Raw genomic sequence first — 21,930 nt, 5'->3', positions numbered from 1 at the left:
TCCACCGGCACCGGCACCCCGCTGCGCGCGCCCGAGGTCGGGGAAGAGCGGGCGCCGGGCGCGCCCGTCCGGGCGAACATCACCCGGGGCCGGAATAGCGGACCCTGTGGGCAGGACAGGTACCTGCCATGACACTCCTGCGTACCCGGCGGCCCCGCACCCGCACCCGCGTGCTGCTCGCCGCCGTCCCCGTCGTCCTCGCCGGCTCACTCACCGGCCTCGCCCCGGCCCACGCCGCCACCGCCTCGAGCGCCGCGTTCCCTGCAGCGGCACGGGACAAGATCGCCTGCCCCCGCGGGTTCGTCTGCATCTACCCCGACATCAACTACGTCGGCCAGCCCTACGTCAAACGCGCCTCGGACGGATCCGTCCGCCACCTCCCGGACTACATCCGCGGCTCCGGCAGCTCGATCATCAACAACTCCGGCCGCACTGCCCGCGTCTACGCCAAGGACAACTACACCGGCTCCCACGTCTGCGTCGGCCGCGACGGCGGCACCATCAGCGACCTGCGCTCCTACGGCATGAACGACACCACCCACTCGCTGAAGAACAACGACACCCCCTGCGGAGCCTGACCAGCGGCTCGCTTCGGGTGCGGACCGGACTGCCCGGCCGCAAGGCCCGGTGCCCAGAACGAACGGAGCCCCCTGACGTGCCCGTCACCGCGCCGGGAGTCGGCCGTACGGCCGGGCAGATCCTCGCCGACACCGCCCGGATCACCGATCCGGCACTCACCCGCGTGGTGGACCGCCTGTCCTCCCCGCTGCGGGAAACCGTGTACTACCACTACGGGTGGGCCGGAAAGGGCGGCGGGCCGGCGACCGGTGTCCGCGGCGGGACCGGCCGCAAGGGCATCGCCTTCACCCTGCTGTGCGCAAGCGTCGACGGCGGCCCGGCCGAATGCGGCCTGCCCGCCGTGGTCGCGGGCAACCTCCTGATGAACGTGGCGACCCTCCACGACGACATCGTCGACCTGGAAGCCCGCCGCCGCGGCAGGCCCACCGTGCTCGCCGCTTACAGCACCGGGCACGCCGTCATGGCCGGCGACGCCCTGCTGGCCCTGGCCTTCTCCCACCTGGCCCTGCACCCCCACCCCCGCACCCAGGACGCGCTGCGGATCATGCGCGAGGGCTGGCTCCACCTGTGTGCCGGCCAGGTCCGCGACGAACAGCACGAAGGGAATTGCGAGACCAGCCTCGAGCAGGCTGTCGCAGTGCAGGCGGCCAAGACCGCCGAGGGTGTGCGCGCGGTGTGCTGCCTGCCCGCGCTGCTGACCGACGCCTCCCTCACGCGGGTGGAAGCCGTCGGCCGGTTCGGCTGGCACCTCGGCATGGCAGTGCAGCACCACAACGACCTCTCCGACCTCTGGCCGGCACGGCCGCCGACCCGCGACCAGTACGGAGACATCCGCCGCAAGCAAGATCACCCCCACCGTCGCCGCCTGCCTGCAATCAGGCCACCCCGACAGCGGCGCCCTGGCCGACTACTACCGCAGCACCGGCAACCCCGCCCACGAACAGCTCGCCGACATCGCGGACCTCATCGACCGGTGCGGCGGACGCGCCTGGACCCGCGAACAAAACCACCACCACATGCGCCTTGCCCTCCAAGAAGCAGACCCGCCGCCGACCGTCTACCGCGACGCGGTCACCCTCACCGGCATCTACCTGGCATGAGGTACCGACCCTGGGGCATCACCCGTGAAGGTGGCGTCGAACTGCGGGGCGAGCCGGTCGCGGGCGCTCGTGGCAGCCAGTCAACCCGAGTGACGGTTGGGCCAGATGGGCTGGCACATCGACATGCAAGGGTCGTTTCCGTCATCGTGAGGCGAATTTCCACTCTCCGCATACGAACCTTAGCAAAGAGTATGCAAAGCGCGCAGGAGGAATCGCCAAAATTCACTCCACAGTGAACGCCCGCGGTCTTGTTCTTGCGGTAGTCGCCTGGCAACACTGCTCCGGTCCGTAGTCCTGCCGTCCCTCGCTGTGAGGCCGGCTGGCCTTACCTGGGGGGTGGGACGTTGCTTCGTGCTGTCTTAGCGCGTGCACGGGTGCTGGCTGTGCTCGTTGTGCTGGCGGTACTTGTCGGCGGGGGGTGGTTGCCGTCGGGGTCAGCGACGGGAGCAGTCGCTGCACCTGCATCGGTACGGGCTCATAGTCCGGACCCCACTCCGGCGCAGAAGCCGGTGTCGTTGGCGGAGCGCCGCAAGGCTCTGGCGCCGCTGTCGCAGCCGGTGAAGGCTCATGCCTTGCCCACGACGAAGGGGCAGCGGCCGACAGCCGGTCAGATTGCTTCTTTGAAGAAGCGCCAGTCGACGAACGCGGCTACCGGGCCGAGTGCCCGCCCTGCCTCGCCCAAGGTTGCGGCAGCTCCGGCTGCTACCGGCGACACCTACAGTGCCGCGGCGTTGTGGCAGATCACTCAGGATCCTCTGGGGAACGTCGCTGCTCAGCAGGGCGGCTGGCTCGCATCGCTGGGGTTCAGTGTCGGAGCGGCGGTTCCCGGCGAGCCGCTGGTGGTGTCCGCTGCATGGCTGCAGGAAGACGATGACAACCCTGTCGAGGTGGAGGAGTCCCATCCGGTCCATGTGACCTGGGAGCTGACGGACTACTGCACGGACGGCCCCACCGATCAGATCTTCGACTTCGGGCAGATCGTCTCGGCTCCGAACCAGAACACGGCTCTTAAGCCCGGTGCTCCTGAACCGCCTGTGGCCAGCGCGGTGATCCCGCTACCTGCTAAGCAGTGCACCAGCAGCGCGGCGTCGTACCTGATCTGGGCGTGTGGCCAGGTCACGGATGAGCCGAGCGCGGTGAAATGCGGGTCGTTCAACGGCTTCGATGTGGTGCCGTTCCTCCCGCCTGCTGCTGCACGCGGATGTGTGTGCGGGGACGTCAGTGGTGCGCCGAGGTCGGACGTGCAGCGCGGGGACCCGGTGAACACCGCTACCGGTGCCTATTCCGAGAGTTTCACCGACGCCTCGGTGGCTGGCGTCGGGGTGCCGTTCACCGTGACCCGCAGCTACGGCTCGGACGTCGACACCACCGGGGTGCTGGGGAAGGGCTGGTCCCTGCCGTGGGAGACGAGCCTGCAGGTCGACAGCGCCGGCAACGTACTACTGCACAGCGACGACGGCGCGCTGCACGGCTACACCAAGGACGGAAGCACCTTCGACGCGGCCGACGGTGGCCGCTCCACTTTGGTGAAGACGAGTTCCGGGTACACCCTGACCACTCTGGACCACCGGACGCTGGCCTACGACGCCAGTGGTCGACTCCTCACCGAGGAGGACGCCTCCGGGCAGGGCCTGACGTTTGCGTACTCCTCCGGTGTGGTCTCTACGATCACCGACGCCGCCAGCCGGGTCGCGCGTCTGTCCTACGACGCCGGTCTGCTCACGAAGATCACTTTGAGCGATGACCGTCACGTCGACTACGGCTACACCGACGGGCAGCTGACGTCCGTGACCGCCCTGGACGGGGCGACAACAACGTACGGCTACGACGCCGGTGGCCGCCTGAACAGCATCACCGACCCGCTGAAACACCAGCAGGTCTTCAACATCTATGACAGCCAGGGCCGAGTCACCTCACAGACCGACGCCGACCACAACATCACCCAGTTCGCGTACACCACGGCCGGCGTCCTCAACGAGACCGACACCACAGCCCCTGACGGGGGCGTGTGGACCGATTTCTACGCCGGCTACATGCTCTTTGCGCAGGAAGACCCATTCGGCAACAAGAGCTACTACGTCTACGACCGTCAGTACAACCGGATCAGCGCGATCGACGGCAACGACCACGAGAGGTCTTGGGCCTACTACGACGACGGTCGGCTGAAGCAGGAGGACGCCGCCACTAAGCAGCAGTGGAGGTACGACGCAAACGGCGACCCGCAAGAGTACGAGGACGGCGAGTACCGCAGCGTCTCCTTTACGTTCGGCACCCACCACCTGCTGAAATCGGCGACCAACGACCTGGACCAGGCCACCGGTTACACGTACTGGCCCAACGGAGAGCTGAAGACCGCAACGACTGCCCGGGGCTACCCCACCTCGTACGACTACTACCCCGACGGCGCTCTGCAGCAGGTCACGACGCCGGAGGGCCGCAAGACCACTTACACCTACGACGCCAAGGGGCGGCTGAAGACGGTCGTGGACCCCCGCGGCAATGTCTCTGGCGCAGACCCGGCGCAGTTCACGACGAGCTACGTCTACGACGACGCCGACCGGCTGCTGTCGGTCACCGACGCCAACCACCACACCACGGCGTACGGCTACGACCCGGCCGGCAATCTCCACACGGTGACCGATGCCACCGACCGGGTGACGGTGTACGACTACGACGATGCCAACCTGCTCAAGACCGTCACCGACCCGGCAGGCCACACCACCAAGTACACCTACGACCCTGCCGGACGCCAAGCCTCAGTGACCGACCGCACCGGCGCCACCACGTCCGTGACGTACAACAAAGCCGGCCAGGTCGCGACGATGACCACCGCCCGCGGCAACGTCCCCGGTGCGGACAAAGACGCCTACACCTGGACGTACGGCTACGACCACGTCGGCAACCGCACCTCGACGACCGACCCGCTCAACCACACCACCCTTTTCGCCTACGACAGCGTCGATCGTCCCCTGAGCACCACCGACGCTCTCGGCCACACCCGCTCGGTGGAGTACGACGACTCCGGTGACGTCACCGCCGAGTACGACGGGCTCAACCACACCGTCGCCGTGTTCGAGTACGACGACGCCAACCGTCTGCAGGACACCAAAGGCAACAACGGCGTCAAGACCACGTACGAGTACGACGGCGACGGGGACCTGACCGGCGTCGTGTCGCCGACGCTGGCGCACGTCACCTACGGGTACGACAAGGACGGACTGCGTACCACCACCGTCGACCCCCGTGGCCACGTCAGCGGCGCAGACCCGGCCTCGTTCACCTGGGTCACCGGATATGACGCGGCCGGCGAGCCCACCAGTCTCACCGACCCTGACGGGAACACAACGCGGACCGGTTACGACGCGGTCGGCAACGTCATTTCCACCACCGATGCCCTGAACAAGTCCACCGCTTACGCCTACGACAGCCTCGACCGGCTGAAGAGCACCTTGGCCCCGGCCAGTGGCACGACTACGTACGACTACGACCCGGTCAACGGGTTCCTCACCGACGTCATCGATCCGAACACCCACACCACCCTGTACGGCAAGGACAACGAAGGCCGCACGACCTCGGTGACCGACCCGCTGCACCGTACCGAGTCGTTCGCGTACGACCCCGAAGGGAACCTCTACCAGACCTCCAACGCCCGCGGCCAAACCATCACCGCAACCATCGACGCCCGCGGCCTCACAGAGAAGATCGACTACTCCGACACCACGCCCGACGTCTCCTTCACCTACGACGACGCCGGGCGCATGCAGACGGTCGCAGACGCCACCGGCACCCGCACTCTGACCTACTTCGACAACGACAAGCTCAAATCGATCACCCAGCCCGGCGCCACCCAGCCGTTCTCCTACACCTACAACGGCGACGGCACCATCAAGCAGCGCACCAACCCCGACGGCGCGTCCACCGCCTACGCCTACTACCGCGACGGCACCATCCAGCAGGAAACCGCCACCGCGCAGGGCTCAAGCCGGGCAACCAGTTACACCTACGACGCCGCGGGCAACCTCAGCACCACCACGCTGCCCACTTCTCCGGTGATCACCCAGACGCGCGGCTACGACAACGCCGGCCGTCTGACATCCCTGGCAACCACCGGCCGGGCCGAACACGACTTCCAGTACGACCCCAACGGCCGCGTCACCGCCGACTCCACCGGCACAGGTACCAGCGGCGGAACCTTCTCACGCAACCGCTATGCCTACGACGACGCCGGACGCGTTACCCGCGACTGCGCCGACGCCGCGCAGGCCGACAACTGCGTCACAGCCGGGCTCGGCGGTCGGACCTACAACTACGACAACGTAGGCAACCTCGCCGACGCCACCACCTACACCTCGGTGAACGGCAGCGACTACACCGCCCAGGTCACCACCAACACCTACGACACCGCCGACCAGCTCAGCACGGCCGACACCAAGACCGCCACCCGCGCCGGCGGCACCACCACGACAACCCCGGGCGCCACCACCACCTACGGATACGACGACGACGGCGACCAGACCCAGGCCGGCGCCACCACTCGCACCTACGACGCCGCAGGCCGCCTGACATCCGCCACCACCGGCTCCACCATCTACGCCTACGGCTATGACGCGGACGGCAACCGCACCACCGTCAAGAAGAACGGCACCCTCACCGGTACCACCACCTGGGACATCAACAACCCCCTGCCCCAGATAGCCACCGAGACCGGCACCGGCAACGCGCTCCTCGGCGACTACTTCTACGACCCCCAGGGCGCCCCGCAGTCCCTCGCCACTACCACCGGCAGCTACTCCTACCTCCAGGACCGGCAGGGCTCCGTCTCCGCCGTCGTCAACAGCACCGGAACGCCCACCTCCCAGTACGCCTACAGCACCTTCGGCACCCCCACCGAGAACCCCAGCGACCCCGCCGGCGGACAGAAGAGCACCTTCGGCTTCACCGGCCAGTACAAAGACCCCACCCAGACCGGCGCGCTCGACCTGCGCGCCCGCACTCTGGACACCACCACCGGCCGCTTCACCACCCGCGACCCCCTCACCACTGCCCCCGGAAACCCCAACCCGTCCGCATACGCCTACGCCGACAACGACCCCGTCAACGAAGCCGACCCCTCCGGCGACTGCCCCGTCTGTATCAGCGCCCTCGTCGGCGCAGGCATCGGAGGCCTCGTCGGCGCCGGCGCCTACGCCTGGCAACACCGAGACGGCGGCTGGAACTGGTCCGACTTCGCCTCAGCCACCGCCAAAGGCACCGTCATCGGCTTCGGCGCCGGCCTCCTCGCCCCCGCCGGCGCCACCACTGCCGCCTTCCTCGGCTTCGAAGAAGGCACCGCCGCCTACTACACCACCGCAGCCCTCACCAACGGCCTCACCCAAGCCGCCTACACCTGGGCCGTCAACACCGCCCAATGCCAGCCCACCACCCCCCAAGACCTCCTCTTCGGCTTCACCGCCGGAGCCGGCAGCACCCTTGCCGGTCCTGCTTTCAACTGGGCAAAAGGCCTGTTCGGGGAATCAGAAGCAGCAGCCACGACCACTCCCACCCGGTTCGGACCTGGCGCAGCACACGCCAACGATCCCGCACTGCGCGGCGAGAACCCGTACAGGTTCATGCCGTCGAGGGACGCTGCAGGCCTTCCCACACCGCCGCCGACGGAGCCAGAAGTTGGCCAGGTAGCGCCGGGAACGACCGCTCCCGGTGAGCAAGAGGGGCTCTTCGATCGGCGCAAGCAGCGGGAAAGTGCCATCACGAATGTGCCTAAAGGGGCTGACTATCTGGATCAGACCGCGCATCACCCATCGGAGCCGGTATCATCGGCTACGTTTGCAGTTGGGGCGCTTAGTGCCGGGGTGTGGAAAATAGTAAAGAGAAGGATGTCGGGACAATGAGTGAGTGGACCGGCGAGAAAGCGGACGGCCGAGAGCTACAGGAATTCCAGAGGAATGCGGCTCTCGTCGACACAAGCGAGCGCGCTGCGGACATTCTGCGGCAGTTCGAACGCCTCGGCACGTTGACGGAGACAAGCCGGACAGCTGCTGAGTTCAACGGCACGAACGCAATGAGGGCCACACCGGGTTATGCCCTGTTCGGTGCGCTGGTAGGAGAGCTGATTATGCGGATGTCTGACCAGCAATGGCGAGTGGATTCTGTTCTTAATGGGCTTCCACCAGTCATCGATCCTAGAGATGCGCTTCGTCTGATCGAACTCAGCGTTGGGAACATTGGCGGCGGACAGCACCATGCAGGTCGCGGGGGCGAGCTCACCCTGGATACCGTCGTGGCCCTGCTGTCGGCCGTCTGGGAGCAGAGCGGGAGGTCGGAGAGCCAGCGCCGCGACCTGCTCCTTGCAGCGGCAGGGACAGCCAGTAATCTCGAGCGCGCAGTCGACGAGGGAGACATCTCGTGGGGGCGTGGGCGCGTCACCGGCCCGTGGGACATCGAAGAAGTGACCAGTGGGACCCCGGGATGGCGTTCAGAAACCCCCGAGGGAACGACCCGTCACGACTTCGGCGGCCTCCAGGTGCCATTCGATCCGGATCGCGTTCAGTGGAAATTGGTAGCGCCCGCTCCCGGAGCGGAGGCCGAGGCCTTCGCCATCCACTTGATGGACGGGAGGACAGTCATTCAGCTCGATCTCTTCCGCGCTGATCCGTCGCGGCCGTGGACGCAGTTGTGCTCCGAATTGGTCCAGAACATGATCGCCAGCGGCGGGACAGCTGAGCTGGCCGCCGGACCGATGGGGCCGGAAGTACGCGGCACCATCGGAGCAGCGGTCTCAGGCAATCCTGGATCTCAGAAGGACGTCCGGTTCCTCGGATGTCAAGGCCCTGGGTGGCTACTTCGAGCCACGGTGTGGGGCGCGGCCGCGGCCCCGCACAGCAACGAGCCATGGCCGTACGACGTGTGCACCGGAACCGTGGTCAACGCCAAGCAGGGGTCACCCGAGCCCGGTGCACACATTCTGCTCCGGCTCCCTGATACGTACGGTAAATGAGCTGGACGTCGTGGCCCGCCCTCATCGTGCCAGGGGCGGGCCACGGCGGCACCACTGAAAGTGTCTTCCTGGGTCTCTTACCGCGCCAGCAGTTGCTGATTTCGACCACGAGGATAGGATCCGCACCGCGGTCGTCGATGTGTCCAAGTTTCAGCAGCAACCGGGACGATGCGATCTGCGTTGCGCAAGGAAGTGCTCCAGGACGCCGGTGACATCTTGCTCATGGCCTTGGGTATGCGTGGCCGTCCAGCAGGGCCGCGGCGATGAGCTGGTTGGCGTGTTCCTGGTGGCCACGCAGAGGTTTGGCGTAGATGCGGTAGAGCATGGCGAGGCTGTGTCCTGCGCGTCGGGCGGCTTCGGCGGGCGGGATGCCGGCGGTGATCCACAAAGAGATTCCGGCGGCGCGCAGGCAGTAGGGAATCTGCGCGAGGGGGGTTTCCGCATCGTGGGGTGGCAGGGCGTGTTGCCGGGCGGCGGACCAGAGGCGGGTGTACTCGGTGGAGCTCACGCGGCCGCCTCTTACTGCACGGAAGAGCCGGCCGTCGGGTGCGGTTCCGTAGCGGTCCATGTGGTTGCGGAGCAGGTGGACGAGGTCGGGCGGGATGGGGATGGAGCGGGTGGCGTTGCGGGCTCGTCGTTTGAGTCCGCGGGTGTCGTGGGGGCGGCCGTCGTCGGTCCAGCCGGATCCTGCTTCCGGGTGGCTGCGGGCCAGGACGAGTTCGCCCCACGCCGAGGGGTCGTCGCCGGTGTCGGGTAGGAGGCAGTCGTTGGCAGTGAGGGCGGCGGTTTCGGATGGTCGCATGGCGGCGTAGTAGAGGCAGCCGAAGAAGGCTTCCAGGTGCTCTCCTCTGGGGCCCTGGGCTCGTACTGCGGTGATGAGGTCGCGGGCGAGTTGTGGTCCGGGGACGTAGCGGTAGTCGATTTCGAGATTGGTCGGCGGGGGTTGCCAGTCGGTTTTCGGCAGGGGGTTGGTTGCAATGCGGTCGCATGCGACGGCGTAGACGAGGACGTTGTTGAAGGCCATGCGTTTGCGCCGGACGGTGTTCTCTGCGGCGCTGTTGCCGTCGAGTTTCTTTGAGAGTGCGTCCAGTGCGTGGTGGAGGTTTTCCGGTTTGACGACGTCGGTCAGCAGCAGGGAGCGGCGGGCGATCCATTCGAGTGCTGCCGCCGCCTCGGGTGGAGGTTCTTCGGTCTCGGCGCGTGGTGCCCAGTGGCCGTCCTTGTCTCGGGCCATGCGGAATGCCCAGGCAGTCAGTGCGGTGCGCAGCCCCGGCGGGGCGAGGTCCTGCTGCGAGGGGAGTGTGAGGGCGACGGTCACGGTGGCGAGGGCGTCGGCGATTCCTGCCCGGTGCTTCGCCGAGATCCGCGGCCACTTCATCTGCGTGTACTGCGCGGCGTGCTCCAGCCAGGTGACCCTGCTGAGTGCACGCAACTCGCTGGCGGGCAGGCCTGTGGCGGTGTCGAACTGTTCGCCCTGCTGCAGAGCGGTCATGAGTTGGGCGCGGCGGCCGTCGGCTTGTGCGTGGAACTGGTAGCTGTGGCAGTGAGGCGTGTCGCCTACGCGCCATCGCACCCGGAAGGGCCGGAAGCGGCCGGGGAGGGTCTGCAGCTTGTAGATGCGCACCTCGAAGGTCAGCATGTGCACCGGCTGGGTCGCGGCGACTTTCCTGCTGCGGTCTGGGGCTGTTGGCCCGCGGCGCGCCGTACGGGTGGTGCGGGCAGGCAGGAGATGTGGGCGTACGGCGTACGGGAGCCCGGGCCGCCCAGGCGGGGGCGTCTGCTTGAGGGCCGTCTGCGGTGCCGGGCCCCCGCCGTTTGCCTGGCGGGGAGGGGGCCGGTTCCGCGTCGGGGGTGCGCGCATCGGCGGACGGCGCGGCCGCGCCCGTGGTTCCTGATGCGCCCCGGTGTTACTGGCTTTGCGGGTGGGCCCATGCCAGGCCTCCGATGTCGAGGCGCCGACCGGCGCGGGTGACTGCGACGTAGGCCAGGCGGGCTTCGCTGTCGTCCATGGGCGGCTGGTGCTCACCGGGGGTGTCCGGCGCGGTCTTGTTGCTGCGTGGGGCGAAGTCGCCTGCGATCTTCACGCGCTGCCATTCACATCCTTTGGCTTTGTGGGCGGTGGAGACGGTGACGTCGGCGTGCGGTGGGGGGATCAGGTGGGCGACGGCTTGCAGGATGGCGTCGGTGCCGTGGGTGTCGACGAGGTCGACCAGGGGCTGCAGGTCCGTTCCGGCGGGGTCGTGGTTGGCGTAGTCCTGCAGTGCGCCCCAGGTCGGGAACAGCAGCAGTTCGGGGTGGTGGGTGCGGCGTCCGTCTTTGAGGTCGCGGGCTGCTTGGGCCAGGGATTGCAGGGTTTGCCCGCCGCCTTCCAGCGCGACGCGGTGGCCTGCGGCCATGAGGTCCATGACCTGGGCCATGGCGCCGGCGTTGGTGCGGCACAGCACGGCGTCAGGGCGGTCGACGGCGCCGAGTTCGGTGGTGAGAGAGGGTGTGCCGGTCAGGCGGAGCGGGGCGTCGGCCAGGTGCAGCCAGTGGTTGGCCTCGTCGGCGAGGTGGGGGCCGAACCGGAAGGACTGGGTGAGGGTGAGGTGGGTGCCGGTGAAGCCGGTCATGATGTCCTTGGCGCCGCGCCAGTGGTAGATGGCCTGGGCGGAGTCGCCGACCATGACGAGCTGTGCGTGGTCGCGCTGGGCGAGGAAGACCTGTTCGACGACGGGGTTGGTGTCCTGGGCTTCGTCCAGGAGCAGGAAGTCCGCGTCGAGCCTTGGGTGGGTGAGGGCCCAGATCTTCAGGTAGTGGTCGTGGTCGAAGCGGACGGCGCCGGCGTCAGGGTTCTGGAGATCGGCCCAGGCTTTGCGGGCGAACGGCACGATGTGGGCGGCGAGTTCGCGGTGCAGGGTCTTGTCTTCCAGGCCGCGCAGGGGTGGGACGTGGTGGCGGGTGATGGTCTCGTCGGCGGTGTGGCAGAAGCGGGTCACGGTGCGCAGCACGGTGTTGGACAGGGCGCGCTGGGTGACGTCGCGGTCTGCGATGCGTAGGGGTTTGGTCAGGCCGAGGGTGTGGCCGGTCTGCCAGGCCGGCCGACGCGGGGCGTTCAGGCGGGCGGTGTAGCGGTGGCCGATGGCGGCGAAGGCGAGGGCGTGGGCGGTCTTGCACTGGACGGTGGCGGGGAAGCGGGTGGTGGCGTGCTGGGCGATGGTGCGGTTGTAGGCGAGGTAGCGGCCGCGGCGTGCGGTGTTGTGGGCGAGGAGGGCGAGGGTGCTGGTTTTGCCGGTGCCGGCGCCGGCTTGCAGGGCGAGGTGGTGGCCGGCGCGGAAGGCGTCGGTGGCGGCGGTTTGTTCGTCGGTGGGGTGCACGGGGGTGGTCCTTTGGGGAAGGGGTCCGGTGCCGGAACAGGGTCGGCGCCGGATGGCTCGGAAGGCGGACTGGGCTGGGCGGGGGTGTCAGGGGTAGCGGCAGCGGCTGGTGGGCCGGGTGCTGTGGGTGGTGCGGGGGGTGTGGTCGGCAGGGAGGCGGGGGTGGATGTGTTCGTGGTGCAGCAACGGGTCGAAGGGCTCCCAGTCGGCTGTGCCCATCTCTGCCCTGGCGCTGGCGTGGTCGCGGCAGCGTTGGGTGCGCCAGCGCAACTGCTCGGCGTAGGGCAGGTCGCTCAGGTCGTAGACCGCCATGTCCGTGCGGGCGGGCAGGGCGAGTTGCTCGCTGTCGCACACGGTGACGGGGAGCATCCGCCATACCCCTGAGGGGCGGCCGGGCGCAGCGAGACCCCCGGTGCAGCGAGTGCGGGTGCGGTGGGTTCTGGCCAGGCAGCGGATGTCGTCGACGGGGTGGGCGGCGAGATAGCGGATGCCGAGGATCTGCACCACGGGGCGGGAGGGCCGGCACGGGTTGCGGTCGGGCCGGGGGTGGGGGGTGAAGCGGCCGGTGTCGATCAGGTGGCGGGTGTTCAGGGCGAGGTAGCGGCGCAGGGGTGCCAGGTGCACCAGGGCGGGGTCCGGGGCGCGTTTGGGGCACAGGGCGGCGTGGGGCAGGCGGCACCAGGCGGTGCCGTCGCCGGCCGGGTAGGCAAGGCCGGCGCTGACGTGCCAGCGGTGGTGGCCGGGGACGAAGGCGGCGGGCAGTTCTTTCGGGTGGAGCCGGACCGGGCGGTGGTCGGTGCGGTGGTACCACTCGAAGGCGTTGCCGCAGTTGCAGCAGCGGCCGGTCTGCCCGGACCGCAGCAGGGCGGTGCCGGGCTCGGGGTCCAGCCGCAGGGGGCGGCGGGGGCGGGCGCCGGTTCGGCTGCCGTCCCGGCGGCGGTGCGGGTGGTGGGGCGTGGTGTGCATGCCGGTGACCTTGCACCGCGCGTGGCGGACGGGGCTGTGCCGTGTCGGCGGGTGTCAGCCGTGTGGACGCAACGGTTCGCTCGGACGTTCTCCGCGCCGCCCCGTTGTTCGATTCCGGGGCCGGTTCGGGTTGTTCTGCTGCGCGGGCCGACCGGGGTCTGATCAGGAGGCGGGGGCTCCCGGGAGGTCGTGGTCGCCGCACAGCGGGCCGAGCAGCTCGTCGAAGGAGGTGTCCAGCGCGTGGGCCAGGGCGTGCCAGGTCTTGAGCAGGCCGTAGGTGCGGCCCTGCTCGATGTCGATCAGTGTGCGGCGGGAAACCCCGGAACGCTCGGCGAGTTGCTCGTAGGTCCAGCCGCGGTTCGCCCGCAGGCGCGCCAGCTTCAGGCGCAGGGCCTCGAAGTCCGGGTCTGGCGGGAAGATCGTCACCCGTCCATACGACGGGGCAGACCCCTGCACTGTCAGTGCAGATCTCTGCCCTATCCGACGGGCAGGAGGGTGAACGATGAAGTGCAGGAGTCTGCACTACGGTGTCGGCGCATCCCCCAATCCGCCGCACCGGCGCTGCCGCGCACCGTCGCCGCGCCGGGCACAGTCCAGGAGGTCGCCTGCCGATGAGGCCGGACCGTCTCATCCTCTATCCCCCGCGCCTGTGGAGGGTCGACGTCATCCATGCCGGCGGCAGACCGCTGGCGGTGTGCGGCGCCTGCGGGCCGCTCGACGGCCCCCTCGCGCCGGACCGGCCGCTGCAGTCCGCGGTGCTCGGCCATCTGGCCCGTCACGCACGCCGCGACGTGACCCCACCGCACCTGCGCACATGCCAGTGCGGGAAAAGGGGATGCCTCTGGCACCGGCGGCACCGCGGCTGCACCGGCGAGGTGGTCCTCGCCCCGACCCACCGCGCCCGCTCCCCCAGCTGGCAACTGACCGACGCGTGCCGCCGGTGCTGCGCGGCAACGCCGGGAACCGCCGCGGTTCCGGTCGCACTGGCCGCCGCCGCGGGCGGTCGCCCTTCCGCGGCGGCGGCCGATGGGTGGACGGCGCAGGAAGACGGCGATGACAGCCAGGTCTGGGAATCGCCTGAGGCCTCGTGGTGAACCGCGCCCGGCGTTCAGCGCATCAGGGAGGCCCGAGTGAGTGTGACGGGTGGGTCATCCGTGTCGCGTGTCCCCCTCTGATGCCGCTTCAGCGCGTAGCGCTATTGGCGCATGCCCGAATGGCATATGCACAGAGGGTGCATCGGGGCTCCTTTCGGGGAGCGAAAGGGGTCGGTCAGCCGCCGTTTCGTTGCGCCCGCCTACGGAAGATAGAGGACTCTGGTGCGGGTGTTTTCTCTGCCCTATTGGCCAGTTTCTGCCGTCAATGTGAATATTCCTGTGCGGATTCGACTTCCCTGATGCTCCATATGTCCGCCATGACACCCGACGGGATCAGGCGCAGGAGGAGCCTGCAGCTTCGGGGCGGCGTATGTTCTGACCTGGCGGTTTCGCGCTACTCCGGTGGGCGCGTTCGCTTCCGCGGGCGCGAAGGATTGTCAGGTACGCGGCCGCAGGTTCCGCCGGCGCACGGGGCAAAGACGCCGCGACAACCCGCGACTGGACGGCGGGAGTTACGCAAGTATGATTCTTACCCGCAGACCGCTGGCTGGTTGTCACTTGCCGCGGGCTGTGTCATGTTCACTGGCGGCGCCTTGTGGGTATGTCAGGTATTCGGAGGCCTGGCGCGAGTGAACGGCGGGGTCTCGCAGCTTGCAGAAACGTGAAGTCTCCCGCTTGCTCGGTTCTGGCGCGCATATGCCGGACGCTAGGGTCTGCGGGGCGCGACCGCAGCGGGGCCGGTTGCCCGATGGCCGGCTGGGGGAGGTAGGCCGAGTGCTCGAGGCACGGGATGCGTGGCGCAAGAGCAGCTTCTGCGGCAACGAGAACGAGTGCGTCGAGGTCGCCCTGGGCGGTGATCGGGTGCGGGCGCGCGATTCCAAGGACCGGGCGGGGGCCGAGCTTGCCTTCTCGCCCGTGGCGTGGAGGGCGTTCATTGCCGCCGTGACGTGTGGGGAGTTAGAGGCCTCGTGAACGCACACGGTACGGGAGCGTGGGCGCGGTGAAGGCGCTGACACCGGCGGGGGCGTCGGCAGACAGGGCGCGGCGGAGGATCTCACGCCGTGCGCGCAGTGCCGTGCTGTATCTGTCGTACGGGGCCGCGGCCATGGCGGTCGCGGCGGGAGCCTCGCTGCTGACAGACGGCACCGCTGCCAGGCGCGTGGTGTGGCTGGTGACGGGTGTGGGATTCTCCGTGGCGGCGGGCATCGTCCACGCAGTGGCCCAGCCCCTTACGAGACGTCCGCCTGAGACTGACCACTCCCCTGTTCTTGCGGTGGTTGCGCCTGCGGACCGGTCGGAAGCCGGGTCACGGTATCGGCAGGTGCAGAGGCGGCGCGTCCCGTCGGCTCGCTGACGGCGCGCCGGGCTATCCACGCACGTATCTTCCGCCCGACGAAGGCGGCGGCGGCGGCAGTCGCACCGAGGGCGATCGTGCCCGCGCCGGCGGCCACGCCGGAAGGAAGCGGCAGGTGCATGGCCTTGACGGCGCGCGGGACACTGAAGGCCCACGCGGCGGCGACGAGGACGACCAGGCCTCCGACGCCCCAGATGACCTTGGTCCTGAAGCGGCTGTTGAGCTGCTCGGTCTGCGACTTCAGCAGGTCCTTGTGCCGCTCCGTCTCGGCCCTGATGATCTCGATGTCGGCCTGCTTGGTCACCTCGATCACCGCTTGGAGCCGGCGGGTCTTGGCGTCGTCCTCGATGGCAGCCTGGACCACGCCTGGTGTCAGGAACGATGGCGTGGTTGCTTCCTCCTGGGGAGCAGGGGCCAGTGGGGCGGGCGGTTCCTGGCCGCCCTGGGGGGCATCGGCTGGGCGATGCCGGGTGAACCACCACATCGTGAGACCTGGGCCTCTCTGACTTGCGCCGCGAGCGCCGGTGACCAGGCCTCAGCGCCTTCCGCATTCCTCCTTGATGCGGGTGATCAGTTCGGTTGCGGCCTCCCCCGTCACGGCCCTCGCGCTGATCGTCTCGAAGCACTCCTGGTACCGGGCCATGAGGTCCATGTCGTTCCCGCTGGTGAGGCTGCCGGTGGCGTGTTCGAGGTAGAGCAGGTCGTCGTCGTCGGCGAACCCGAGCAGGACGAAGCTGCCCAGGGTGCTGAAGTGGGCGCCGCTGCCGGCGGGCAGGACGCTGATGTCGACGCCGGGCCGGGCGCTCATCGTCAGCAGATGCTCGAGCTGGTGCTTCATCACGGGGCCACCACCGATGCCGCGGCGAAGCGCCAGCTCGTCCAGGACGAAGGAGGCCTGCGGGCCGCCCTCGTCGAAGATCCGCTCCTGCCGCTCCATGCGCAGGTCGACGACCCGCTGGGCCCGCTCGGGATCGACTCGGGGTTCGAGCAGTGCCATCGCGTAGTCCTGGGTGTGCAGGTGCCCAGGGATGATGATCGGGTGGTAGGAGCGGATGGAGGTCGCCGCGCTCTCGAAGCCCAGGTACTGGGCGTAGGCGGGGGTCAGGACGTCGTTGTGCCGCGTCCACCAGCTCGAGCCCTTGCTGCCGCGGGCTGCTTCCTCCAGGGCGGCGACGGCCTGCTCGTCGTCGATGCGGTACAGCTGGAGCAGGGCGCGCAGGTCGGTCACGGACACGCTGACCGTGCCGGTCTCGATCCGGATGAGCTTGGACAGTGACCACTCGAGGGTGTCGGCGGCCAGGCGCTGGGTGAGGCCGGCCTTCTCGCGGGCCGCCCGCAACTCTATGCGCAGTTTGCGGCGGTTGAGGCTGGGATCGACTGTGCTGGGCATGGTGTTCCTTCGCGGGCGGAGAGTGTCGCCATACTTCCATATGATGTGTGTCATGCCGAACTTACCTGTCAGGTATGTTCATTGTGACACTGTCATTTAGAAGTACCCTATCCGACACATGTCATCCCGGAGTGTGGGAAGCCTCGTCGGCTACGGCGTCCTTGTGCCGCCTGGCCGCCGTGGCGCACGCCGGGGGACGCAAGAGGGCGGGAGGCCTCAGGGAGCGTGCTCCGGCGCGGTGGCGCCCGTTGCTGCTTCCTAGTCACCGTCAGGCCGCTTCCCCTCGCGGGGAAGCGAAAAAAATTTCGTGCCGTCCCCCCGGGGGGAAGCCCGCCCGGGGCGACTAGGAAGACACGGGCGGACGGTGAGGCGTAGCGCTTCGAGGAGGAGTGCGTGGTCATCAACGAGGGGCCTCGCGCGGGCAGTCCGCGTACCGCACCGCAGCAGGCCGGTGCCCCGCCATGGAGCACCGGGACCGGGATCCACGTGCCCAGCGCGGTACTCGGCGACGGGGCCGCCGTGAAGGCTCCAGTGGCCGGCCGCGGTGCACCGGCGGCGCTGCTGGAGGCGGAGGGCATATCCGACGAGCAGTTGCTGGAGATGCTGCGGGCCTGCGGACTGCACTCCCCGCTCGGGCAAAAGGTGTACCAGCGGCTGCTGCGGTACGAGCTCGCCGCGCTCACCTCGTGGATGAGCAGCGGCCTGATCTGGCACAAGATCGCCGCCCTCACCCGCGCCAAGTCCGGTGCGGTCTACACCGGGCGCAGCAACTGGAGCGCGCAGGAGGCCGACGAGCTGCGCAAGGACACCGTCGCGCAGGGTCTCCTGGAACTGGACAAGATCGTGTTCGGCGGCTGGGACCCCGCCCTGGGGGCCGGGCTGAAGACGTACTTCACCAACCGGTGCCTGTGGATCTTCCTCAACAACTACAAGAAGCTGCTGCGGACCAAGAAGATCATGCTGGTGCCGCTGGAGGAGGCGCCGCTCGCGCACCACAGTGACCCTCAGGACGTGGTGGTGGCGCGCGAGACGGCCCGCGAGGCACTGTCGAAGCTGCCGGCGGAGATGCAGATGATCCTCCAACTGCGGGCCGAGGACTACACGAACCGGGAAATCGCAGAACTGGTCGGCATCACGGAGAAAGCTGTGGAGGGCCGCCTTCACCGCTATTACGAGCGCAACCAAAGGGGGGGCTACGATGAGCAGTGAGCACGGTACGTACGGCAGGCACCCGGCACCCGGCATGTGGCCCGGGCTGCCAGGCTCCACCGCCCTCAGCTCCCCCGGACAACCGCCCGGCTGCGAAGCAGTCCCGGCCCGCACCTCCCACGAGCCCGGCGGCCCCCCGTACGCCTGGCACAGCCCGCACCAGACCGGCCCCGCAGCGCATGAGGCCGAGCCGCTCGCCCTGCACGAGTACCTGCTCCTGCTCGCCGGGCACACCGCCCAGACCCCTCCCCCACCGGCAGACGAAGCCGGGCCTGTTCCGCCGGTCGCCTGCACGCCAGCGACGCCAGGTGCGGCCTGCCCCCCGGTGCCCGGTAGCCGGACCCCGGATCTCAGTCCTGCCGAGGAGGCACTGATCGCTGCGTCCTCGCTGGGCACACCCGGCGTCCTGGACATAGCCGACCGCACCAGCGACCAGGACGCCGCCGACGTCATGCAGCGCCTGCACGCCCTACGACAGCCACCGGCCGAACCGCCGCCCGCCGACTACGCCTTCGAACGGTGGATCGAGAAGTCCCACGACCTCCCCCACGCACTCATGCGCATGGGCCACTCCTACGCGAGGCAGCACTTCAACCACCGCGCCGACCTGTGCTTCCGCGCCGCCCTGGCCGCAGGACACCCCGACGCCGAACAAGCCCTCGCCGCGCTGCCCCGCACCCGCGAAGGCCTCATCGAACCCGGCAGCGACCCCGGCACCAGCAGCATCGGCCACGCCACGCACCCCGCCGAAGCCCGCCACTCCCCCGCAGGCGCCCACACGATGGGCGGGGAAGCTGACACGGCACCCATGCCCCACACCGACAGGCCCCGCGGCGCCGCACCACCAGCCTGCGGTCTGGGATGGGCACCGGACATGCAGGCGATCTGACTGTGCCCGTACAGATCACTCGCCATGAAAGCCGGGGTAGTTGAGGCCACGCAGGGCCGACAGTGGGATCGACATAGCGCGGGCGGCGGGGACGTCCGCGCCCAGGCGGCGGGGAGCCGCGGGAGAGCCGTCATCCCGCCCGGCAGCACCGCAGTCGCCTGCTGTCGGACAGGAGAGGGCGGGTGCCGGCCTGCCGCAGGGTCGGCCGGCTGGTTCCGCAGAACAGTGGCGCGCGCCCGTGCGCGCGAGGTTACGACAGGAAATGCCGGGAGGGGCAACGATGAATTGGGGCAGCGTGCTGGCCGTGACCGTGGTGGCCGCAGCCGTGTATGTCGGATGGCGGTTGTTCCACTACCCGGGAGGCTGGGACTTCGCGTTCGGCACGGCCCACTCACGTGCCCGGGACGACCTCGACCGTGCCCGCCGGCAGGCCAACACCCTCAAGCGGGAATCGCACAAGGAACTCGATGCCGCCCACGCCAGCTTCAAGCGTGCACAGAACCAGCAGCGCGAACAGGTACGCGCCATCGAGCGGCGGATCGCCGGGCTGCTCCGGCCCGGCCGCGGAAGCATGATCAGCCGGCTGGGGGACGTCAGCCTGCACGAGCACAGCGTCCTCGTCGACGACCAGGAGATCCCGCTCGCGGACCTGGCCGTGCGTGTCGATCACGCCCAGCACCAACACTTCCTCTACCTCACCCAGCCCGGCGGCAAAGTCCGCCTGCACCGCTACCCGCGCAGCGAACACGACGAGGACACCGTCCGCCGCTTCGCCGTCCAGCTGGAAAACGCCATCGCAGACGAGAACGCCTACCGCATCCGCGCCGCAGCACAAGCAGACAAGGCCCAGACCGAACTCGCCGACGTGCGCGCGGACACCGAGGCACAGGACAAGGCCCGCGCGCACATCGTCGAGGTAGAAGAGCGCCAGCGACGCGATACCCGGCCCCAGCGCGCGCACAAGGAACTGGAAGCAGCACGCGACCAATGGCAGCAACTCACCGGCAAGCGGCCCCGCTGACGGGCTAGCTCCTGCCCGGAAGCCGCGGTGCCCGCTTCGGGAGGACCTGCATCCGCACGCATGACACTGCGCGTTGCACGATGAGCTTCCTCCATGGGGTGCATCCGTCGCTGGCACCTCGGAACGCCCCCGGTGCTCTGCTTCTGGCATGCCTACCTCCTCTCCCCAGTTCCTCGGAAGCCGACTGGGCGAGCGCGTTCCACCGTCACCGGTGGCCACCGGACGCGCATACTGGCGGTGTACGAGCGAGCTCTTCGCGCTGGAGCTGCTGTGGGGAGATCCAAGGGGGTGGCACGCTGCTCACGGAGATCGGATTCGACGGCGGCAGGGGCCAAGAGGCCGATCTGCGTTCGCTGGCGGACTGGTTACGACGCGAGCCTTCGCTTCGCCTGGCGCAGGTGTCGCTCAAACAGGCGGAGACGCGGCCGGGGAGCATGGGCGGCTGGGTGGAGGCTGTCCAGATGGTCACGGACAACGGATGGGCGGCGGCTTCGTTCGTCCTGTCGCTGATGACGTGGCGACAGACTAGGCCTGCCAGTCCACCGGTGACGATCCGCCGCGGAGACGTCGAGGTGATCCTGGCTTCCGGTGATCCGCAGGAAGCCGCCCGGATCGCTGTGCTTCTCCAACAGGCCGCAGATGCCGCGGGCACCGAGGACAGCAGTGGCCACGGGGCCGACGGTGGTACGAACGGCAACAGCACCGGCACCGATGCAAGGACGGACAGTGCGGAGCAACAGCCGTGAGCGAGCGGCCGGATCCCACCGCGTCACGGGCCGTCCTCGTCGGTGTCAGCCACTACAGCTTCCTCGAGCCGTTGCCCGCTGTGGCCAACAACCTGCCCGCGTTGGCATCCGCCCTGACCGCAGCCGACGCGTGGGGGCTGCCCGAGGATCACTGCACGATCATCTCCGAACCCCGAGACGCTCAGAAGATCGCAGACGTCCTCTGGCAGCAGGCGCAAGCAGCCACCGACACCCTGCTGTTCTACTTCGGCGGACATGGGCTGATCGACAGTCGCGGCGAACTACTGCTGGGTCTTGCCGACTCACGTCACGGCCGCAGTCACACGGGCATCCCCTACCAGTGGCTGCGCGAGGCCATGGTCGAGGGCGGCCGGCCCCAGCGCTACGTCATAATCCTCGACTGCTGTTTCAGCGGCCGGGCGCTGGGGCTCATGAGCACCACCAACGATCTCGTCGACACCGCGCAGATCGACGGCAGCTACCTCCTGGCCGCAGCCGGGGAGAACGCCCTTGCCATCGCCCCGCCCGGCGAGACCTACACCGCGTTCACCGGGGAACTACTGGACTGCCTGACATCCGGCGTACCAGGCGGCCCGCCCGAACTCGACCTGGACACCGTCTACCGGCACCTGCGTGAGCAACTCGCCGCAAAGGCCCTACCGGTCCCGCACAAACGCGACCGCAACACCGCCGGCGCACTCGTCCTGGCCCGCAACCCCGCCTACCGCGCCCAGGCCGAACGTCCCTTGGCTCCCGCACCTGTGACCGCCTCGCTATGGCCCACCCCGGCCTCCTTCACCACCTGCCAGGACTTCCTCAATGCCCTCGGACAGGTTCGGGCTGTCGCCGGCCTGCCCGTGCAGCGGGTCGCCGAGCGCGCCAAAGTCTCTGCCAGCACCGTCAGCGCACTCATCAACCGCACCACGCTGCCGACACGATGGACCACGACCGGCGCCTACCTGCTCGCCTGCGGCCTGACCTCCGAGCAGGAGGCCGAGTGGAAGGCAGTGTGGCAGCAATTGCGGGCATCCGCACCGGCCGCGCCTGCCGTCGCCTCGTCGCAGCCCACAGCAGTTGAGACGGCTACGGACGCTATCCGTCCGCGCTGGTGGCGGCGCAGCCAGACCAGCCGCCGGTGACGACCGCGGATCCGATTGCCCTGCAGGCCTGTCCGGAGTGAGCTCCCCGGGGAACGCCCCTTCCGCCGGGCGGCTAACGGCCCGCGGACGCTG

Annotated in this window: 16 protein-coding genes; 10 read left to right on the top strand and 6 right to left on the bottom strand. The window is 68.9% G+C overall.

The annotated features are described in order from the left end of the window. Nucleotides 1-128: 128 nt before the first annotated feature. The 4 genes from ACH4SE_RS34850 (at nt 129) to ACH4SE_RS34835 (ending at nt 8,673) form a co-directional block, all read left to right on the top strand. Nucleotides 129-578 (top strand): peptidase inhibitor family I36 protein, encoded by a 450-nt coding sequence (locus ACH4SE_RS34850; RefSeq protein ID WP_398547585.1) that lies wholly within the window; start codon nt 129-131, stop codon nt 576-578. Between the two features lie 77 nt (nt 579-655). Continuing rightward, nucleotides 656-1,915: a polyprenyl synthetase family protein gene (locus ACH4SE_RS34845; protein ID WP_398547584.1), complete on the top strand. Its 1,260-nt coding sequence runs from the start codon at nt 656-658 to the stop codon at nt 1,913-1,915. 279 nt (nt 1,916-2,194) lie between these two features. Beyond that, entirely contained in the window at nt 2,195-7,567 is a 5,373-nt protein-coding gene (locus ACH4SE_RS34840; protein WP_398547583.1) for a DUF6531 domain-containing protein, read from the top strand. Further along, entirely contained in the window at nt 7,564-8,673 is a 1,110-nt protein-coding gene (locus tag ACH4SE_RS34835) for a DUF3710 domain-containing protein (protein ID WP_398547582.1), read from the top strand. The genes ACH4SE_RS34840 and ACH4SE_RS34835 overlap by 4 nt, the downstream gene beginning before the upstream one ends. 220 nt (nt 8,674-8,893) lie before the next feature. On the opposite strand, the gene ACH4SE_RS34830 is transcribed toward ACH4SE_RS34835, so the two are convergent. The 4 genes from ACH4SE_RS34830 to ACH4SE_RS34815 all read right to left on the bottom strand — a co-directional run bounded on the left by ACH4SE_RS34830 (nt 8,894) and on the right by ACH4SE_RS34815 (nt 13,421). Next, a complete protein-coding gene (locus tag ACH4SE_RS34830) occupies nt 8,894-10,312 on the bottom strand; it encodes a tyrosine-type recombinase/integrase (RefSeq protein WP_398547581.1) in 1,419 nt (472 codons plus the stop codon). A gap of 268 nt (nt 10,313-10,580) precedes the next feature. After that, nucleotides 10,581-12,029, bottom strand: a complete 1,449-nt coding sequence (locus ACH4SE_RS34825) for a UvrD-helicase domain-containing protein (RefSeq protein WP_398547580.1) — start codon at nt 12,027-12,029, stop codon at nt 10,581-10,583. Nucleotides 12,030-12,116: 87 nt separating this feature from the next. Further along, nucleotides 12,117-12,995, bottom strand: coding sequence for a DUF6083 domain-containing protein (locus tag ACH4SE_RS34820; RefSeq protein WP_398547579.1), 879 nt, complete (start codon nt 12,993-12,995; stop codon nt 12,117-12,119). Nucleotides 12,996-13,157: 162 nt separating this feature from the next. Continuing rightward, nucleotides 13,158-13,421 carry a helix-turn-helix transcriptional regulator gene (locus tag ACH4SE_RS34815; RefSeq protein ID WP_398547578.1) on the bottom strand — a complete coding sequence of 88 codons (264 nt, stop codon included), beginning with the start codon at nt 13,419-13,421 and terminating at the stop codon, nt 13,158-13,160. 1,442 nt (nt 13,422-14,863) lie between these two features. Between ACH4SE_RS34815 and ACH4SE_RS34810 the strand changes: the two genes are divergently transcribed. Then, the gene (locus tag ACH4SE_RS34810) at nt 14,864-15,061 is read left to right on the top strand and encodes a DUF397 domain-containing protein (RefSeq protein ID WP_398547577.1); all 198 of its coding nucleotides are present in this window, start codon (nt 14,864-14,866) and stop codon (nt 15,059-15,061) included. Nucleotides 15,062-15,318: 257 nt separating this feature from the next. Here the strand turns inward: ACH4SE_RS34810 and ACH4SE_RS34805 are convergent, their stop codons facing one another. Next, on the bottom strand, nt 15,319-15,807 hold the full coding sequence (locus tag ACH4SE_RS34805; protein ID WP_398547576.1) for a hypothetical protein: 489 nt from the start codon (nt 15,805-15,807) through the stop codon (nt 15,319-15,321). A gap of 171 nt (nt 15,808-15,978) precedes the next feature. Continuing rightward, complete coding sequence (locus tag ACH4SE_RS34800; RefSeq protein ID WP_398547575.1) at nt 15,979-16,833, bottom strand: helix-turn-helix domain-containing protein; 855 nt, start codon at nt 16,831-16,833, stop codon at nt 15,979-15,981. Between the two features lie 531 nt (nt 16,834-17,364). Between ACH4SE_RS34800 and ACH4SE_RS34795 the strand changes: the two genes are divergently transcribed. The 5 genes from ACH4SE_RS34795 (at nt 17,365) to ACH4SE_RS34775 (ending at nt 21,837) form a co-directional block, all read left to right on the top strand. Next, nucleotides 17,365-18,042, top strand: coding sequence for an RNA polymerase sigma factor (locus ACH4SE_RS34795; RefSeq protein WP_398547574.1), 678 nt, complete (start codon nt 17,365-17,367; stop codon nt 18,040-18,042). Then, nucleotides 18,032-18,931: a hypothetical protein gene (locus ACH4SE_RS34790; RefSeq protein WP_398547573.1), complete on the top strand. Its 900-nt coding sequence runs from the start codon at nt 18,032-18,034 to the stop codon at nt 18,929-18,931. Before ACH4SE_RS34795 ends, ACH4SE_RS34790 begins: the two co-directional genes overlap by 11 nt. A gap of 295 nt (nt 18,932-19,226) precedes the next feature. After that, a complete protein-coding gene (locus ACH4SE_RS34785; protein WP_398547572.1) occupies nt 19,227-19,952 on the top strand; it encodes a hypothetical protein in 726 nt (241 codons plus the stop codon). Between the two features lie 80 nt (nt 19,953-20,032). Then, nucleotides 20,033-20,698, top strand: a complete 666-nt coding sequence (locus tag ACH4SE_RS34780) for a hypothetical protein (protein ID WP_398547571.1) — start codon at nt 20,033-20,035, stop codon at nt 20,696-20,698. After that, nucleotides 20,695-21,837 carry a caspase domain-containing protein gene (locus ACH4SE_RS34775; protein WP_398547570.1) on the top strand — a complete coding sequence of 381 codons (1,143 nt, stop codon included), beginning with the start codon at nt 20,695-20,697 and terminating at the stop codon, nt 21,835-21,837. The genes ACH4SE_RS34780 and ACH4SE_RS34775 overlap by 4 nt, the downstream gene beginning before the upstream one ends. The last annotated feature ends 93 nt before the right edge of the window (nt 21,838-21,930 follow it).

Origin of the sequence: Streptomyces sp. NPDC020983 (genome assembly GCF_044333485.1) — a bacterium.
Taxonomy (GTDB): Bacteria; Actinomycetota; Actinomycetes; order Streptomycetales; family Streptomycetaceae; genus Actinacidiphila.
This window is presented reverse-complemented; position numbering and strand designations above follow the sequence as displayed.

Bases quoted from the DNA above. Each gene is read 5' to 3' on its own strand.
- ACH4SE_RS34850 (WP_398547585.1), top strand. From the start codon at position 129: ATGACACTCCTGCGTACCCGGCGGCCCCGCACCCGCACCCGCGTGCTG.
- ACH4SE_RS34835 (WP_398547582.1), top strand. From the start codon at position 7,564: ATGAGTGAGTGGACCGGCGAGAAAGCGGACGGCCGAGAGCTACAGGAA.
- ACH4SE_RS34830 (WP_398547581.1), bottom strand. From the start codon at position 10,312: ATGCTGACCTTCGAGGTGCGCATCTACAAGCTGCAGACCCTCCCCGGC.
- ACH4SE_RS34820 (WP_398547579.1), bottom strand. From the start codon at position 12,995: ATGCACACCACGCCCCACCACCCGCACCGCCGCCGGGACGGCAGCCGA.
- ACH4SE_RS34800 (WP_398547575.1), bottom strand. From the start codon at position 16,833: ATGCCCAGCACAGTCGATCCCAGCCTCAACCGCCGCAAACTGCGCATA.
- ACH4SE_RS34790 (WP_398547573.1), top strand. From the start codon at position 18,032: ATGAGCAGTGAGCACGGTACGTACGGCAGGCACCCGGCACCCGGCATG.
- ACH4SE_RS34780 (WP_398547571.1), top strand. From the start codon at position 20,033: ATGAGCTTCCTCCATGGGGTGCATCCGTCGCTGGCACCTCGGAACGCC.